The following is a 16,090-nucleotide window of genomic DNA, read 5'->3' on the forward strand; positions in this document are numbered from 1 at the left end:
AAAAATAGGAGGTTTTTTATATTAAGCTAATTTTGCTTTAACAATGTTAGATATGGTTTTACCATCGGCTTTACCAGCTAATTCTTTATTAACTATACCCATAACCTTACCCATATCTTTCATGCCTGCTGCACCAACTGTTGCAATCGCATCTACAACTACTTTTTCAATAGCTGCTTCGTCTAATTGCTCTGGTAAAAACTGACTAATAACTTTGGCTTGTGCCAATTCTGGCTCTGCTAAATCTGCACGGTTTTGTTCTGCAAAAATTACAGCACTATCTTTACGTTGCTTCACTAATTTAGACAGTATTTTGATTTCTTGTTCTTCAGTAATTTCTTCTTTAGAACCGGTCTCGGTTTGTGCTAATAATAATTCAGACTTTACGGCTCTTAAAGCGGCTAAAGCTGTTTGGTCTTTTGCTTTCATGGCAGCTTTCATAGCTGTCATGATATCTTGTTGTAAACCCATAATTTTAATTTGTTGCGAAGATAAAAAGAAAAACCCAAAAAGCTCTTAGAGTTTATGGGTTTAACCTTAAAATATTAATAGATTTTTACTGTAAAATTAGTCTACATTATCATGTAAAAATGAATTGTTACTTCTTAACTGAATATCGTTGTTATCATCTACACTTAAACTCGTTCCAGACATATTATTTTCTGAAGAATGTTGAGTTTCGTCTAAATTTACCCCTTGACGTTTGTAAGCAGGAACTTTTTCTATTTCTTCAATTTTTGAAGTATTGAATTTATAGTTAAAATCCTTCATTTTTCTACGACGTTCTGCTGCTCTTTCTTTAAGCATTTCAGAAATTGGCGTATTCATAGGGTCGATAGGTTCTGAAGGCGTTTTCGGTTCAGCTTTTACAGGTTCTTGTGGTGTATCCTTCTTAACAAAACTAACCTCTTGGTTAAAATTATTTAAGGTTTCATCTTGTACTCGTTTCTGCTCAGGCTTACGCGTAACAGGCTTCTCTTCCTCTTCGTAATCATCAAGTGCATATCTTACTTCACCTTTCTTATTAGACTCTGTAACATTAATAATTTCGACATACTCATTTACAGGCGTATTTTTAACATCGTCTGTATCTTCTAAAGCATGTTTTATTACCTCTGGTTTTTCTGATGACTCTGCATTACTGTTCTGTAATGGCATATCAAAAGTTAACGTAATTTGCTTTTCTTCTTCCTCTACAGGTTCAGATTGAGGGCTACCAGCTTTAACTTCTGTAAAAACAAAATCTTTAGCATCGATATCTAAATCTTTAAATTGATCTAATGCAACCTCAATATTTTTTATAGCTTCTGTAGTAGGCACTAAATCCATGTTATTTGTAGGTTTTGGTGTTTCCTTTTTTGCAGGAGCATCAAAATCTTCAAAATCGTCTAAATCTAAAGTGTGTCTTACTACTTCTGGAGCTTTTTCAGTTTTTAATTCTATGTTTGGTGTAATAATAGCAGGCTCACGGTCTACCTTATTAGACTCTTGTTTATCTAAATTTTGTTCTTCGTCTAAAGAATGAACTACTTTTTTAGCTTCTGTATTAGAAATTTCATTTTGCTGATCTAAATTAAAACCTGTTGCAATAATTGTTACTGCGATAGATTCTTCTAAAGATTCGTCTTCACCAACACCCATAATAATGTTTGCACCGTGACCGGCTTCACTCTGGATATGATCGTTAATTTCTCCAATCTCATCGATAGTGATTTCTTGAGAACCAGAAACAATAAGCAACAATACGTTTTTGGCACCTTGAATTTTATTATCGTTTAATAAAGGCGAATCTAAAGCTTTCATAATCGCATCTTGAGCACGATTTTGACCAGATGAAATTGAAGATCCCATGATTGCAGAACCACTGTTACTTAAAACGGTTTTGGCATCACGTAAATCGATGTTTTGTGTGTAGTGGTGTGTAATAACTTCTGCTATACCACGAGCAGCTGTGGCTAACACTTCGTCTGCTTTAGAGAACCCAGCTTTAAAACCAAGGTTACCGTAAACTTCACGAAGTTTATTGTTATTAATTACAATTAAAGAATCGACTACATTACGCAACTTTTCAATTCCTTTTTGAGCTTGTTCGTTACGCATTTTACCTTCAAATTGAAAAGGCATAGTAACAATACCAACAGTTAAGACATCTAAATCTTTTGCCATTTTAGCGATGATTGGTGCAGCTCCAGTACCTGTACCACCACCCATTCCGGCAGTTATAAAAATCATTTTTGTGTTGGTATCCAACATACGTTTTAAGTCGTCGTAACTTTCTACGGCAGATTGCTCTCCTATTTCAGGATTTGCTCCTGCTCCTAATCCTTCAGTTAAATCTAATCCTAACTGAATTTTATTGGGAACGCCACTATTTTGAAGCGCTTGTGCATCTGTATTACAGATTACAAAATCTACTCCTTTAATGCCTTGTTGGAACATGTGATTGATAGCGTTGCTACCTCCACCACCAACACCAATAACTTTAATGACATTTGATTGGTTCTTTGGTAAGTCAAATGAGATACTTGCGAATTCTTTGTTGCTGCTCATAAATTCTTTTTTACTGGTTTTTTAATCTTAACTTTTGTCTTTACTCTTTATCTCTTGCAATAGCTTTTTTAGGATATTGCGTATCTTTTTTATTATTCGGCGTTGTCCAAAAAATCCTTGATCTTGTCTGTAAACTTGTCCAAAAAATTTCTGCGCTCCTTTCTTTCTGGTGGTGTTGTTTCTATTAACTCCTCCTTTTCTTCTAAAACGTCTTCTGAAATAGTGGTTGGATTTTGAATTTCCTCTTCTTCTATTTCTTCAATTCTCGTTTCTCTTTGTTTGCGTTCTTGATGTTTTAATCCATCTAAAACTAAACCGACACTGGTTGCGTATAACGGACTTGTAATATCTTCATTACTATCGCCAGCTAAATGCTCGTTCGGATAACCAATTCTGGTATCCATTCCAGTGATATATTCTACCAATTGCTTTAAATGTTTTAATTGTGCTCCTCCACCGGTGAGTACAATTCCTGCAATTAATTTCTTTTTTTGTTCTTCGTGACCGTAGTTTTTAATTTCTAAAAATACTTGCTCAACGATTTCAACTACACGTGCATGAATAATTTTAGATAAATTCTTCAGTGTAATTTCTTTTGGTTCTCTGCCTCTTAACCCAGGAATAGAGACAATCTCATTATCTTTATTTTCTCCTGGCCAAGCTGAACCAAATTTTATTTTTAATAATTCGGCTTGTTTTTCAATAATAGAACAGCCTTCTTTAATATCTTCTGTAATGACGTTTCCGCCAAAAGGAATCACTGCTGTATGGCGAATAATACCATCTTTAAAAACAGCTAAATCTGTTGTACCACCTCCTATATCAATAAGGGCTACACCAGCTTCTTTTTCTTCCTGACTTAAAACGGCATTAGCAGAAGCTAAAGGTTCTAACGTTAAACGTTCCAACTCTAGATCTGCACTTTTTATACAACGTCCAATATTTCTAATAGATGACACTTGACCAACTACCACATGAAAATTCGCTTCTAAACGTCCGCCATGCATCCCGATTGGTTCTTTTATCTCTGCCTGACCATCAATTTTGTATTCTTGAGGTAAAACATGAATAATTTCTTCTCCAGGAAGCATCACCAATTTATGTACTTGATTGATTAATTTATCGATATCTGTTTCATCGATAACGGTTTCAGAATTAGGACGTGTAATATAATCGCTATGTTGCAAACTACGAATGTGCTGTCCCGCAATACCCACGGTAACACCTTCTATTTTATTACCCGCAGAAGCCTCTGCTTCTTGCACGGCTTGCTGTATAGACTGTATGGTTTGTGTAATATTACTAACTACACCACGGTGTACACCCAAACTTTTAGAGCGTCCTATACCTAAAATTTCTAATTTTCCGTAATCGTTTTTACGACCAATCATGGCCACAATTTTTGTGGTCCCAATATCTAATCCAACTGCTATATTATGTTCCATAGTTTAGTTTTTGGTGCACACCACTTGGTTATCGAATTGCAAATTAATAGTCTTATAATCATCAAGAGTATCCTCTTTTAAAGCCTTTTTATAAAAGACTTTAAGATTATTTATTTTTTTATCTAGTTGATTTAAATCTCCTAAATACACATCGAAACGGTGTTGTCTTAACTTTAATGACACGTTTAGATCTTCAGTTTGATGAATTTCTACAACATGTGTCTTTAAAAAAATATCATTATAAACTTTCTGGGCGATTTTAAAAACATTACTCAAATTATTTTTTTCAATATATCCCACAACAAAGGGCACTCTTGCCGTATAATTTGAAGACAATGGCATATATCCACCTTCATCATCTATATAGAAAGATGTTGCGTCTTGGACGCGAGCAATAGGTTTTTTCTGTTCAATATCAGCGGTTAACATGCCATTTACATCTACATAAACCTCTGCCGACTTGATTAATGGATTAGAATTCAGGGCAAACTCTAAAGTATTCAAATCTAGAGCTTCTTTGCTCAAATTTAAAACCTCTTTCTCATTTTGTATTAACAAGTTACTAACATTTTCATGAGTAATATACAGGTTATCATCGCCTCCAAAATGAATCACCGGTTCAGACACTTTTCTATGCCCATTTCTTACAGCTGCAAATGCAAACAGAAACAAAGTTAATCCCGCCAAAACAAATAGTTTTATATACCCCCAATGTACTCTAATTGCCATATAATGCGGTTTTAATAGGTTCAACTTCTACTCCGACATCTCCAGCACCCATGGTAATAATAACTTGAGCATTGCTAGCTTTTATATTTGAAATAAGATCTGATTTTGACACCAAACGCTTATGTTCATGTTCTATTTTACTTAATAACCATTCAGACGTCACCCCTTCAATAGGAAGTTCTCTGGCTGGATAAATATCTAATAACAAGATTTCGTCAAATTGTGACAAACTCTTAGCAAAATCATCTATAAAATCACGCGTTCTCGTAAACAAATGAGGTTGAAACACAGCCAACACTTGTTTTTCAGGATACATTTCTCTTACCGCTTGATGCACAGCATTAATCTCTTCTGGATGATGCGCATAGTCATCAATAAACACCAAATCTTCTGTCTTAATCTGGTATGTAAATCGTCTTTTAACCCCTTTATACAATGCTAAAGCGTTGGCGAGCTGCGGGTGAGGGCAACCATATTCGGCAGCCATCGCCAAGGCTATTAATGCATTCGACAAATTATGTCTACCAGGTAGGTCAAATTTAAAACCTTCAATAATGGCAGTAGGTGTTTTTACATCAAACACATAACCTCCATTTTCAATCTTTATATTTTGTGCGGTATAATCAGAATCATCTTCAATACCATATGTTATCCCTTTAATAGGCAAGCCATTTTTAACAAACAACATGCCATGTTCTTTTATCCTTTGTGAAAATGCTACAAAAGAGTCGTGCAACGCTTCCGCTTCACCATAAATATCTAAATGATCTGCATCCATAGAAGTGATGCAAGCAATATCCGGTGATAACGTTAAAAATGAACGATCGAATTCATCGGCTTCAACCACAGAAACCTCTGTGCCCTTAGAAATATAATTCGAATTGTAGTTCTCACTAATCCCTCCTAAGAAGCCCGTTACGGGTACATTACACTCATACAATAAATGAGCTAATATACTAGATGTTGTGGTTTTTCCATGAGTTCCAGCCACAGCTAAACAAAATGTGTTTTTAGTAACAATTCCTAAAACTTCAGAACGCTTTAAAACACTAAAACTTTTGTTATTTTTAAAATACACAAGCTCCATATTATCTTTTGGAACAGCTGGTGTATACACCACTAAAGTAGTATCATAATTAAAAAATGAATTTGGAATATTTGCCACAGAATCATTAAAATGAACCGCAATATCTAATGCTTCTAAAGCACGCGTAACCTCACTAGGCGTTTTGTCGTACCCAGCAACACGTTTGTTATTAGCCTTGAAATAGCGAGCTAAAGCGCTCATACCTATTCCGCCAATACCAATAAAATACACGTTATCTATGGAGTCTAAATTCATTTAAATATTTAATAATTTATCTACTTCGTTAGCAATATCTTTAGTTGCATTTACTAATGCTAATTTCTTTATATTTTCACCTAAAAGGAGTTGTTTTTCTTTTGATTCTATTAATTGAGAAAATTTATTTTCAAAATCGACTTCCAAATCTTGCTCCTGAATTAATAAGGCTGCATTTTCTTTTACAATAGCCATCGCATTTTTAGTCTGATGGTCTTCAGCAACATTTGGAGATGGTATAAAAATAACAGGCTTACCAACTATACAAAGTTCTGATACCGAACTCGCTCCCGCTCTAGAAATAATAACATCTGCAGCAGCATAAGCAAAATCCATATTATTTAAATACGCATGCACTTGAACATTTTTAGTATTACCTGAAATTTTATACGTGTTATAATACAACTTTCCACATTGCCATATAATTTGAACGTTTCGTGTTTGCAAGTAATCTATCTCTTTCTCAATCAACTCGTTTATACGCTTAGACCCTAAACTTCCACCCAAAACCAACAAGGTTTTTTTCTCCGGCACCAATTTGAAAAATGCTTTCGCTTCTGCTGTTTTAGACTGAATATCTAACAAGCCTTGGCGTACAGGATTTCCAGTTTTAATAATTTTTTGCTTCGGAAAAAAGCGCTCTAAACCATCGTAAGCCACACAAATTTTCTGAACCTTTTTAGACAACAACTTATTTGTTATTCCTGGAAAAGAGTTCTGTTCTTGTATTAAACTCGGTATTTGTTTTCCTGATGCCATCTGCAATAAAGGTCCGCTAGCGAAACCACCAGTACCGATAACTACATCTGGTTTAAATTGTTTTAAAATTTTTCTAGCAGCGAACAAACTGCTGATAAGTTTAAATGGGAACATTAAATTCTTAAGCGTCAATTCGCGCTGAATCCCTGAAATCCATAACCCTTTTATATCGTACCCTGCCTGAGGTACTTTCTCCATTTCCATTCTATCTTTTGCACCCACAAATAAAAACTTAGCATCTGGATGACGCTGTTTTAATTCGTTTGCAATCGCAATCGCCGGATAAATATGTCCGCCGGTTCCTCCTCCTGATAATATGATACGATACGTTTTACTCATTATATTGCTTCCGATAATATTTCTAACGGATTTTCTTCATCTATTTCTTCTTCTTTTGCCGAAGCTTGACTTCTAGCACTCACACTTAAAATTATTCCTACTGCTAAACACGTCATCCAAATAGAGGTTCCCCCACTACTAATTAGCGGCAATGTTTGTCCCGTAACGGGAAACAACTCTACAGCTACTGCCATATTTATTAATGCCTGAATTACAATTGGCAACCCTACACCCAACACAACAAGCGCACCAAAAATAGTTTTCGCTTGATGCGAAACGATTATTACTCTAACTAGAAACCACAGATAGACCGACATTAAAACCACACCTCCAATTAAACCATATTCTTCAATAATTATGGCATAAATAAAATCTGATGACGATTGTGGTAAAAAGTTTTTCTGAACACTTTTACCTGGTCCAACCCCCTGAATTCCTCCAGAAGCAATAGCAATCTTAGCCTTTTCTATCTGATAATCTTCTTCTGTATCTTCTCCGTTAGAAAAGTTTTCAATACGACTCATCCATGTATCTACACGGTTTGGCATGGCATCTGGAAACGCTTTAGCAACCAAAATAAAAATCGCTAAAGACAATACACCCAACCCGATAATTAATGCCAAGTATTTAATAGGATATCCGCCTAAAAACACCAAAATCAATACCGTTAAAAATATTAAAGCTGCTGTTGAAAAATTGGCTGGCAAAATTAATATTAATACTAGAAACACAGGTACCCAAAGCGGTAAAATAGATTCTTTTAACGTAATGGGTTTGTCTTCCATTTTCGACATATATCTGGCGACATATACCATTAAAATCACCGATGCAAATGTTGATGTTTGAAACGACATCCCAACAATAGGTATCTGTATCCAACGGCTTGCATTTGCCCCTTCTATAGTGGTACCCTGAAACATAGTAACACCCAATAACACTAAAGCTACAGGTATAAAAACCATAGACAGACCTCTTAGATAACGGTATGGCATAAGATGCATGGCATACATAATAAAAAAGCCAACACCTAAATGCATAAAATGTTTTAAGAAAAAAGCAAAAGTACTACCGCTACCACGTAAATACGCCAAGTTACTTGCCGCACTGTATACAGGTAAAAATGAGAACAAAGCTAACAATGCAGCTATGGCCCAAATGGAACGATCTCCTTTTAATTTTTTTAAAAACTCTTGCATTATAAATTTCTAACGGCGTCTTTAAACTGTCTTCCTCTATCTTCGTAATTCTCAAACAAATCAAAACTAGCACATGCTGGAGACAACAATACATTATCACCTGCTTCAGCTAATTTGTAAGCTATTTTAACTGCTTCACTCATATATTGTGTTTCCACAATAACATCAACCATATTGCTAAAGTTTTGCAACAATTTTTCATTGTTTACACCCAAGCAAATAATAGCTTTCACTCTAGTATTTACAAACGAATACAACTCTTCATAACTATTTCCTTTATCTTCTCCGCCAACAATCCAAACTGTAGGTGCCGACATACTTTCTAAAGCATAATATGTTGCGTTAACATTAGTTGCTTTTGAATCGTTTATATATTGAACTTTGTTAATTTTTAACACATGTTCTAAGCGGTGTTCTACACCTTGAAAATTTTCTAAACTCTCACGAATGGTCTGCTTTCTTATTTTTAATAAGTGTGCTACTGTTGATGCAGCCATTGCATTTTTAATATTATGCTTACCCTCTAATGCTAGGTCTCTTGCTGACATAATTATTTGGTTGTTATCTATTGTTATTTTAATATTATCTTCTTCTAAATAGGCGCCATTTTCTATAGGTTTTACTAATGAAAAGGGCAATAATTGCGATTGTACAGGATGACGTTCTAACCAATCGACTAAAACAGGATCATCGGCATCATAAATCAAATAATCGTTTGTTGTCTGATTCATTGCAATTCTAAATTTTGAAGCGATATATGCATCAAAATTATAATTATACCGATCTAAATGATCTGGTGTAATATTGGTTATTACTGCAATATGCGGTTTAAAATCGACCACACCATCCAACTGAAAACTACTAATCTCTAACACATAGTTTTTAAAATCGTCTTCTAAAATCTGTTTGGCAAAACTGTCTCCAATATTACCTGCCAACCCCACATCTAATTCCTTGTTTAAGATGTAATGCGCTAAACTTGCTGTAGTTGTTTTTCCGTTACTACCAGTAATGCCCACTATAGTTGCCGATGTATATTGAGCAGCAAATTCAATTTCAGAAATTACAGGAATTCCTTTTTCTACTAGCACTTTAACCAAAGGCACTTTATCTGGAATTCCAGGGCTTTTCATTACCACATCTGCATTCAGTATTTGTGCTTCTGTATGCTGTAGTTCCTCCCAAGCAATCTCATTATTTATAAGAACGTCTTTATACTTTTCTTTTATTTTTCCCTTATCGGAAACAAACACTTCAAATCCTTTCTCCTTTCCTAAAAGCGCTGTTCCCACACCACTTTCTCCACCTCCAAGAATCACTAACCTTTTCATCTTATCTGATTTTTAAGGTTACCACTGTAATTACAGCCAACAATATGCCTATAATCCAGAATCGGGTTACTATCTTACTTTCATGATATCCTGATTTCTGATAATGATGATGTAAAGGCGACATTTTAAAAATGCGTCGGCCTTCACCATATTTCTTTCGGGTGTATTTAAAGTAACTTACTTGCAATACCACCGATAAATTCTCTGCTAAGAAGATTCCGCATAACACCGGAATCAACCATTCTTTTCTAACTGCAATAGCGATTACCGCAATAATTCCTCCAATAGTTAGACTTCCTGTATCACCCATAAATACTTGAGCTGGATAGGTATTATACCACAAGAAACCAACTAAAGCCCCCATAAAAGCCGCGATATAAATTGTGATTTCCTCAACTCTTGGGATATACATTATATTAAGATAATCTGAGAAAATAATATTCCCCGACACCCATGCAAAGATCCCTAGAGTAAACACAATAATTGCAGATGTTCCTGCCGCTAAACCATCTATACCATCGGTAAGATTAGCACCATTAGATACTGCTGTAATTATAAAAATGACGATTGGAATAAATAACATCCAAGCGTATTTCGCTAAACTCGGATCGATCCAAGTAATTAAATCTGCATAATCAAACTCATTCCCTTTAATAAAAGGAATTGTGGTTTTTGTAGATTGCTCTTCATCTGCGAAAAACTTACCGGGTAAAGCATTTGGGTTTTCTGCTAAAATCTCTAATTGCTGTGCTTCTGGTAATTTTTCTTTTATAGCCACATTAGGATTAAAATATAAAGTCGCTCCTACAATTAGACCTAAGCCCACTTGACCAAGCACTTTAAACTTTCCTTTTAAACCTTCTTTATCGTTTTTAAATTTCTTGATATAATCATCTATAAACCCAATAGTCCCCATCCACAAGGTGGTAACCAACAAAAGAAGGATGTAAACATTATCTAATTTGGCCAATAAAAGCACAGGAATTAAAGTGGCTAGAATAATAATAATTCCACCCATGGTTGGCGTTCCTGCTTTTTCAGTTTGACCTTCTAAACCCAAATCACGAATAGTCTCTCCAACTTGCTGACGTTGTAAAAAACGAATAATACGTTTTCCGTACACCGTAGAAATCATTAGAGACATCAGGACTGCAATAGCCGCACGAAAGGTGATAAACCCAAACAACGACGCTCCTGGGAATTGATAATGTGTTTCTAAATACTCGAAAAAATAGTATAGCATTTTACTTCTCTAGCTGTTTTAAATAGTCCTTTACAATTTCGAAATCATTAAAATCGAAACGTTCTCCTTTAATTTCTTGGTAAGTCTCATGACCTTTACCAGCAATTAATATAATGTCGTTCGCTTGCGCCAATTGGCAAGCCGTTTTTATTGCTTGTCGTCTATCTGAAATAGACATTGTCTTCTTAAAATTAATAGGCTCAACCCCTTTTTCAATCTCCTCAATAATGACTTCTGCATCTTCATTTCTAGGATTATCGCTTGTAAACACCACTTTAGTACTTAACACAGAAGCGATATGCCCCATTTTCGGACGTTTAGTTTTATCGCGATTTCCGCCACACCCAACAACCGTAATTAAATCTTCGTTTTTTGTTCTGATACTATTTATAGTTTCCAATACATTTTGCAAAGCATCTGGAGTGTGCGCATAATCTACAATAGCCGTAATTTTTGAATCCGAAATCACATACTGGAATCGTCCGCTTACACTTTCTAAACCACTAATCAACCTTAAGGTTTCAACTTTCTCCAACCCTAATAATTCGGCAACACCATAAATAGCTAATAAATTAGACGCATTAAAATGACCAATTAACCTAGACCAAACTTCGTTATCATTTATCTTCAACAATAAACCCGTGAACTGATTTTCTAAAATTTGAGCTTTATAATCGGCATAGTTTTTTAACGCATAGGTATATTTTTGTGCTTTCGTATTCTGAAGCATGACCTCACCATTCTTATCATCTACATTCACCAACGCAAAAGCCGTTTTAGGCAACTGATCAAAAAATGTTTTTTTAACATCGCGATATTCCGCAAAAGTGTTATGATAATCTAAATGATCGTGCGACAGATTTGTAAACACACCACCAACAAAATGAAGTCCTTCGGTACGTTTTTGATGAATACCATGCGAACTCACTTCCATAAAACAAAACTCTACACCAGCCTCATTCATCATACTCAAATACGAGTTTATAGTTAATGAGTCTGGAGTGGTATGCGTTGCAGGATATTCTGTATTATCTATTAAAATTTTAACTGTTGAAAGCAACCCTACTTTGTAACCTGCAGCTTTAAACAATTGATACAACAAGGTTGCTATAGTTGTTTTTCCATTGGTTCCAGTAACTCCAACAAGCTTTAAATTTTCTGAAGGATTCTGGTAAAAATTTGAAGCCATTACAGCCAAAGCCACTTTAGAATCGGCAACCTGAATATAAGTCACCCCATTAACTCTTTGCTCTGGCATATGCTCGCAAACAATTACTAAAGCCCCTTTATTTACAGCAGTCTCTATAAACCCATGGCCATCGGCTACAGTTCCAGATATTGCCACAAATACATCATTCAATTCAATCTGTCTTGAATCGAAAGCAATATTATTAACCCGTACGTTAGTTGGTCCAACTACAGTATCAATAGCAACTTTATATAATATGTCTTTTAATAAACTCACGATATCTTTAAAACTACTTTTTGATTCTTTTTTATTTTTTGTCCTTTAGGAATTGACTGCGATTTCACTCGTCCTAAACCTTCCATCTCGACTTCCAATCCTAAATTTTCTAATAACGCTACAGCATCCATAACCGGTAAACCGACCACGGTAGGCATAATGGTTTTGTAAGTCTGAGCAGTTTCATAAAACCCATCAAACTCTTTATCTACAGATTCATCTGCCACCTGAAGCGTATTTACTTCATCTATAATTGGTGTATCTGTAAATATTTTTTGCGCAATTCGTTTAAACACTGGACCAGACACATCTGCACCATAAATCCCTTTCTTTGTGCTTGGTTTATGAATAACTACAATACAAGAGTACTTCGGATTTACCGCTGGAAAATACCCTGCAAAAGACGACACATAACGCTTGTTTTCCTTCCAATCTGCCATCCAATATTCTGTTTGCGCAGTTCCCGTCTTGCCTGCCATAGAAAAATATGGATTATATAACGACTTCCCTGTTCCGTGTTTTACTACATTTTCAAGAATAGCCTGAATTTCTTTTAAAGTCTCTGTGGAACAGATTTTTTCATTAATAACTTCTTTATCAAAAGTTTCAATAGGCTTATCTAATTCTTTTACACTGTAAATAAAACGCGGCTTCACCATAACACCATCATTAGCAATGGCATTGTAAAACGTTAACGTTTGTAAAGGTGTTAATCTTAAATTATACCCGTACGACATAGACGGCAAAGCATTTCTACTCCATTTAGCATGTCCAGGCTCTGGAATCATTGGCAACCCTTCACCTTTAATTGGTATTCCCAGAGGCTGATCTAAATGCCAATCCTTTATTCTATTAATAAATTTCTCTGGATTTTTAGAATATCCTTCATCAATAAGTGTTGCTAAACCAATATTAGAAGACACCTCCAAGGCACGTGCCACAGAAATTTTACCAAAACCTCCATGATGAGAATCATAAATAGTTCTTCCATAAAAGCGCTTCCATCCTTTCCCGGTATCTACCACAGTAGCCGTATCAACCACTTTATCTTCTAAAGCCGCCATTAAAGCCATTGTTTTAAACGTAGAACCCGGCTCATGAGATTCACCAACTGCATAATTTAGTTTTTCGTAATACCCGCCACTCTTTGTTCTTCCTAAATTTGAAATCGCTTTAATCTCGCCCGTTTCAACCTCCATCACAATAACACAACCATGTTCTGCCTCGTAATATTCTAATTGCTTTAGTAAGGCATGGTGTGCGATATCCTGAATATTTACATTAATGGTTGTATACACATCGTAACCATCTTTAGGCTCGACCTGATTGTAATCTGCAATAGGCTTCCATTGCCCTTTACCAATATTTTGTTTTAGACGCTTCCCATCTGTTCCGCGTAAATATTTTACTCCAAAAGCCCCATCTATTCCTGGACGCGTTACATTTCCTTGATCGTCTATACGCTCGTAACCAATAGTACGTTCCGCCATTCCACCCATTGGATGCTCTCGCTTTGTTTTTTGCTCTACAATTAAACCACCCTTAAATGCCCCAAGACTTAAAAGCGGAAAATTGCGCAAACGGATATAATCCGAATACCCAATATTTCTAGCAATTAAATGGTATCTATTTCTATTTGCCCGCGCCTTACGCAAAATATTCTGATAATAACTTGAAGGCTTACCCGTAAACACATGCAGCGAATCGCACAATGGTTTTAAATATTTCTCGAACGTTTTAGAAGACGGCGTAACAGCATCGAAGCGAATATCGTATTTAGGAACTGAAGTCGCCAAGAGACTTCCTTCGGAATCGTAAACATTTCCGCGATTTGCAGGAATAGTTACCGATTTAATAGTCCGCTTTTCAGCTAGACTACGATATTTATCACCATCTATAAACTGAATAGAACATAACTTAAAAAGTACAGCCACGGCAAAAATAAACATACATCCTGCCACAAAATACAATCGGTTTAATATGTTCTTTTCGTTTGTTGCCAAGTTTAAACTCTAATTTTTAATTTTAACTTTAATTTTTCTTGGTGGAATTTCCGAAGGCACCAAGCCCTTGTTTAACATTTTCTTTACTATTGATGATTCCATCTTCACCCGCATTAACCGGGATCGGCCATCTACAAACGCAGACCGTAATTCTTTAACCTCATCGCCTAGCCTTGCAATTTCATGTACTTTCCGATCTGCACTATGCGAACTTGCAATCATGATAAAAGCCAGAAACGAGACAAATACAATAATTCGCCAATTTTTAAACGAATCGTCGCTAACAAGAAAAGTTCCTTTTAATAAACTATAAGCTCCTTTTCTCATAACTTCTCTGCAATCCTAAGCTTAGCACTACGCGCCCTATTATTCAATTTTATTTCTGCAGCAGACGGCACTATTAATCCGCCCACTTTTTTTAAAGGCACTTCATAATTCCCAAACACATCACGTTCCGGCTCCCCTTCAAACATTCCGTTTCTAATAAAGCGTTTCACCAATCTATCTTCTAAAGAGTGATAACTTAATAAACTCAATCTTCCATTAGGTGCTAAAATTTCTGGAGTCTGCATTAAAAACTCTTTTAAAACTTCAATCTCCTGATTCACCTCTATACGGATGGCCTGATAAATTTGTGCTAAAATTTTATTTTCGTGTTTAGGAGATAAAAACCTCTTCAACACTAATTTTAACTGGTTACTCGTTTTTATAATTTCATTCTCACGAGATTCGACAATCATTTTTGCCATTGCTGGAGCAGAACGCAATTCACCGTACTGAGACAACACTTGCTTAATTTGCTCTTCATCATATTCATTCACCACATGATATGCAGACAGCTGACTCGTCTGATTCATACGCATATCTAAATCTGCCTCAAAGCGTGTTGAAAACCCACGTTCTGCAACATCAAATTGATGAGACGACACCCCAAAATCTGCCAACACTCCATCTACTTGTTTTACACCGTAAAAGCGTAAAAATCGTTTTACGTATCTAAAATTTTCATGAATTAATTGAAAACGATCATCATCTATAGCATTTTCTAAAGCATCTGGATCCTGATCGAATGCAAACAATTTTCCATTCGGACCAAGACGTTTTAACATCTCTTTACTATGTCCGCCACCACCAAAAGTTACGTCTACATATATACCGTCTTCTTTAATATTAAGACCGTCTACCGTTTCCTTTAATAATACCGGGTTATGATATTCCATAATCTTCATCATCTTGTCCCATAACTTCTTCAGCTAAATCTGCAAAATCATCAGCCGAACCACTTATGCTTAATTCATACTTATCTTTATCCCAGATTTCAACAATATTTACAGCCGAAGCCACAACTATTTCTTTTGAAATCCCTCCAAAAACTGCTAAATCTTTCGGAATTAACAACCGACCCGTTCCATCTACTTCAACCATTTTCACACCTGCAGTAAATTTTCTAATAAAATCGACGTTCTTTTTTTTGAACCTATTTAACTTATTTATCTTCTGCATTAGCACATTCCACTCCTGCATTGGATACAATTCCAAGCACGGATTAAACACAGATCGTTTTACCACAAACCCATCTTGCAATACGGCACTCAACTGCTTTTTCAACGAAACAGGAAGCATCATTCTGCCTTTCGCGTCTACTTTACATTCGTATGTACCTATTAATGAGTTCAAAACAATTTTTG

The 16,090-nt window shown here is 35.6% G+C and carries 14 protein-coding genes; all 14 read right to left on the reverse strand.

The annotated features are described in order from the left end of the window. Positions 1-21 precede the first annotated feature (21 nt). A complete protein-coding gene (locus AST99_RS13090; protein WP_057782334.1) occupies positions 22-471 on the reverse strand; it encodes a GatB/YqeY domain-containing protein in 450 nt (149 codons plus the stop codon). Between the two features lie 96 nt (positions 472-567). Then, on the reverse strand, positions 568-2,550 hold the full coding sequence (ftsZ, locus tag AST99_RS13095) for a cell division protein FtsZ (protein ID WP_057782335.1): 1,983 nt from the start codon (positions 2,548-2,550) through the stop codon (positions 568-570). A 92-nt stretch (positions 2,551-2,642) separates the two neighbouring features. Beyond that, positions 2,643-3,995 (reverse strand): cell division protein FtsA, encoded by a 1,353-nt coding sequence (ftsA, locus tag AST99_RS13100; protein WP_057782337.1) that lies wholly within the window; start codon positions 3,993-3,995, stop codon positions 2,643-2,645. 3 nt (positions 3,996-3,998) lie between these two features. After that, positions 3,999-4,724 (reverse strand): cell division protein FtsQ/DivIB, encoded by a 726-nt coding sequence (locus AST99_RS13105; protein ID WP_232301626.1) that lies wholly within the window; start codon positions 4,722-4,724, stop codon positions 3,999-4,001. Continuing rightward, a complete protein-coding gene (murC, locus tag AST99_RS13110; RefSeq protein ID WP_057782339.1) occupies positions 4,714-6,066 on the reverse strand; it encodes a UDP-N-acetylmuramate--L-alanine ligase in 1,353 nt (450 codons plus the stop codon). Before murC ends, AST99_RS13105 begins: the two co-directional genes overlap by 11 nt. Continuing rightward, on the reverse strand, positions 6,067-7,164 hold the full coding sequence (gene murG, locus AST99_RS13115; RefSeq protein ID WP_057782341.1) for an undecaprenyldiphospho-muramoylpentapeptide beta-N-acetylglucosaminyltransferase: 1,098 nt from the start codon (positions 7,162-7,164) through the stop codon (positions 6,067-6,069). Continuing rightward, positions 7,164-8,360: an FtsW/RodA/SpoVE family cell cycle protein gene (locus AST99_RS13120; protein ID WP_057782343.1), complete on the reverse strand. Its 1,197-nt coding sequence runs from the start codon at positions 8,358-8,360 to the stop codon at positions 7,164-7,166. Before AST99_RS13120 ends, murG begins: the two co-directional genes overlap by 1 nt. After that, complete coding sequence (murD, locus tag AST99_RS13125) at positions 8,360-9,691, reverse strand: UDP-N-acetylmuramoyl-L-alanine--D-glutamate ligase (RefSeq protein WP_057782345.1); 1,332 nt, start codon at positions 9,689-9,691, stop codon at positions 8,360-8,362. The genes AST99_RS13120 and murD overlap by 1 nt, the downstream gene beginning before the upstream one ends. A gap of 1 nt (position 9,692) precedes the next feature. Next, positions 9,693-10,934, reverse strand: a complete 1,242-nt coding sequence (mraY, locus tag AST99_RS13130) for a phospho-N-acetylmuramoyl-pentapeptide-transferase (RefSeq protein ID WP_057782347.1) — start codon at positions 10,932-10,934, stop codon at positions 9,693-9,695. A 1-nt stretch (position 10,935) separates the two neighbouring features. Further along, positions 10,936-12,399, reverse strand: coding sequence for a UDP-N-acetylmuramoyl-L-alanyl-D-glutamate--2,6-diaminopimelate ligase (locus AST99_RS13135; protein ID WP_057782349.1), 1,464 nt, complete (start codon positions 12,397-12,399; stop codon positions 10,936-10,938). Next, positions 12,396-14,348, reverse strand: a complete 1,953-nt coding sequence (locus AST99_RS13140) for a penicillin-binding protein (protein ID WP_057782351.1) — start codon at positions 14,346-14,348, stop codon at positions 12,396-12,398. The genes AST99_RS13135 and AST99_RS13140 overlap by 4 nt, the downstream gene beginning before the upstream one ends. A 63-nt stretch (positions 14,349-14,411) precedes the next feature. Continuing rightward, the gene (locus AST99_RS13145; RefSeq protein WP_057782353.1) at positions 14,412-14,729 is read right to left on the reverse strand and encodes an FtsL-like putative cell division protein; all 318 of its coding nucleotides are present in this window, start codon (positions 14,727-14,729) and stop codon (positions 14,412-14,414) included. Next, complete coding sequence (gene rsmH, locus AST99_RS13150) at positions 14,726-15,622, reverse strand: 16S rRNA (cytosine(1402)-N(4))-methyltransferase RsmH (RefSeq protein ID WP_057782445.1); 897 nt, start codon at positions 15,620-15,622, stop codon at positions 14,726-14,728. Before rsmH ends, AST99_RS13145 begins: the two co-directional genes overlap by 4 nt. After that, positions 15,609-16,079 carry a division/cell wall cluster transcriptional repressor MraZ gene (mraZ, locus tag AST99_RS13155; protein WP_057782355.1) on the reverse strand — a complete coding sequence of 157 codons (471 nt, stop codon included), beginning with the start codon at positions 16,077-16,079 and terminating at the stop codon, positions 15,609-15,611. Before mraZ ends, rsmH begins: the two co-directional genes overlap by 14 nt. Positions 16,080-16,090 lie beyond the last annotated feature (11 nt).

The sequence above is a fragment of the Formosa algae genome, from assembly GCF_001439665.1.
Lineage (GTDB): Bacteria > Bacteroidota > Bacteroidia > Flavobacteriales > Flavobacteriaceae > Formosa > Formosa algae.

Bases quoted from the DNA above. Each gene is read 5' to 3' on its own strand.
- rsmH (WP_057782445.1), bottom strand. From the start codon at position 15,622: ATGGAATATCATAACCCGGTATTATTAAAGGAAACGGTAGACGGTCTT.
- murG (WP_057782341.1), bottom strand. From the start codon at position 7,164: ATGAGTAAAACGTATCGTATCATATTATCAGGAGGAGGAACCGGCGGA.
- ftsA (WP_057782337.1), bottom strand. From the start codon at position 3,995: ATGGAACATAATATAGCAGTTGGATTAGATATTGGGACCACAAAAATT.
- AST99_RS13090 (WP_057782334.1), bottom strand. From the start codon at position 471: ATGGGTTTACAACAAGATATCATGACAGCTATGAAAGCTGCCATGAAA.
- AST99_RS13145 (WP_057782353.1), bottom strand. From the start codon at position 14,729: ATGAGAAAAGGAGCTTATAGTTTATTAAAAGGAACTTTTCTTGTTAGC.
- AST99_RS13140 (WP_057782351.1), bottom strand. From the start codon at position 14,348: ATGTTTATTTTTGCCGTGGCTGTACTTTTTAAGTTATGTTCTATTCAG.
- mraY (WP_057782347.1), bottom strand. From the start codon at position 10,934: ATGCTATACTATTTTTTCGAGTATTTAGAAACACATTATCAATTCCCA.
- AST99_RS13105 (WP_232301626.1), bottom strand. From the start codon at position 4,724: ATGGCAATTAGAGTACATTGGGGGTATATAAAACTATTTGTTTTGGCG.
- AST99_RS13120 (WP_057782343.1), bottom strand. From the start codon at position 8,360: ATGCAAGAGTTTTTAAAAAAATTAAAAGGAGATCGTTCCATTTGGGCC.
- murD (WP_057782345.1), bottom strand. From the start codon at position 9,691: ATGAAAAGGTTAGTGATTCTTGGAGGTGGAGAAAGTGGTGTGGGAACA.
- murC (WP_057782339.1), bottom strand. From the start codon at position 6,066: ATGAATTTAGACTCCATAGATAACGTGTATTTTATTGGTATTGGCGGA.
- ftsZ (WP_057782335.1), bottom strand. From the start codon at position 2,550: ATGAGCAGCAACAAAGAATTCGCAAGTATCTCATTTGACTTACCAAAG.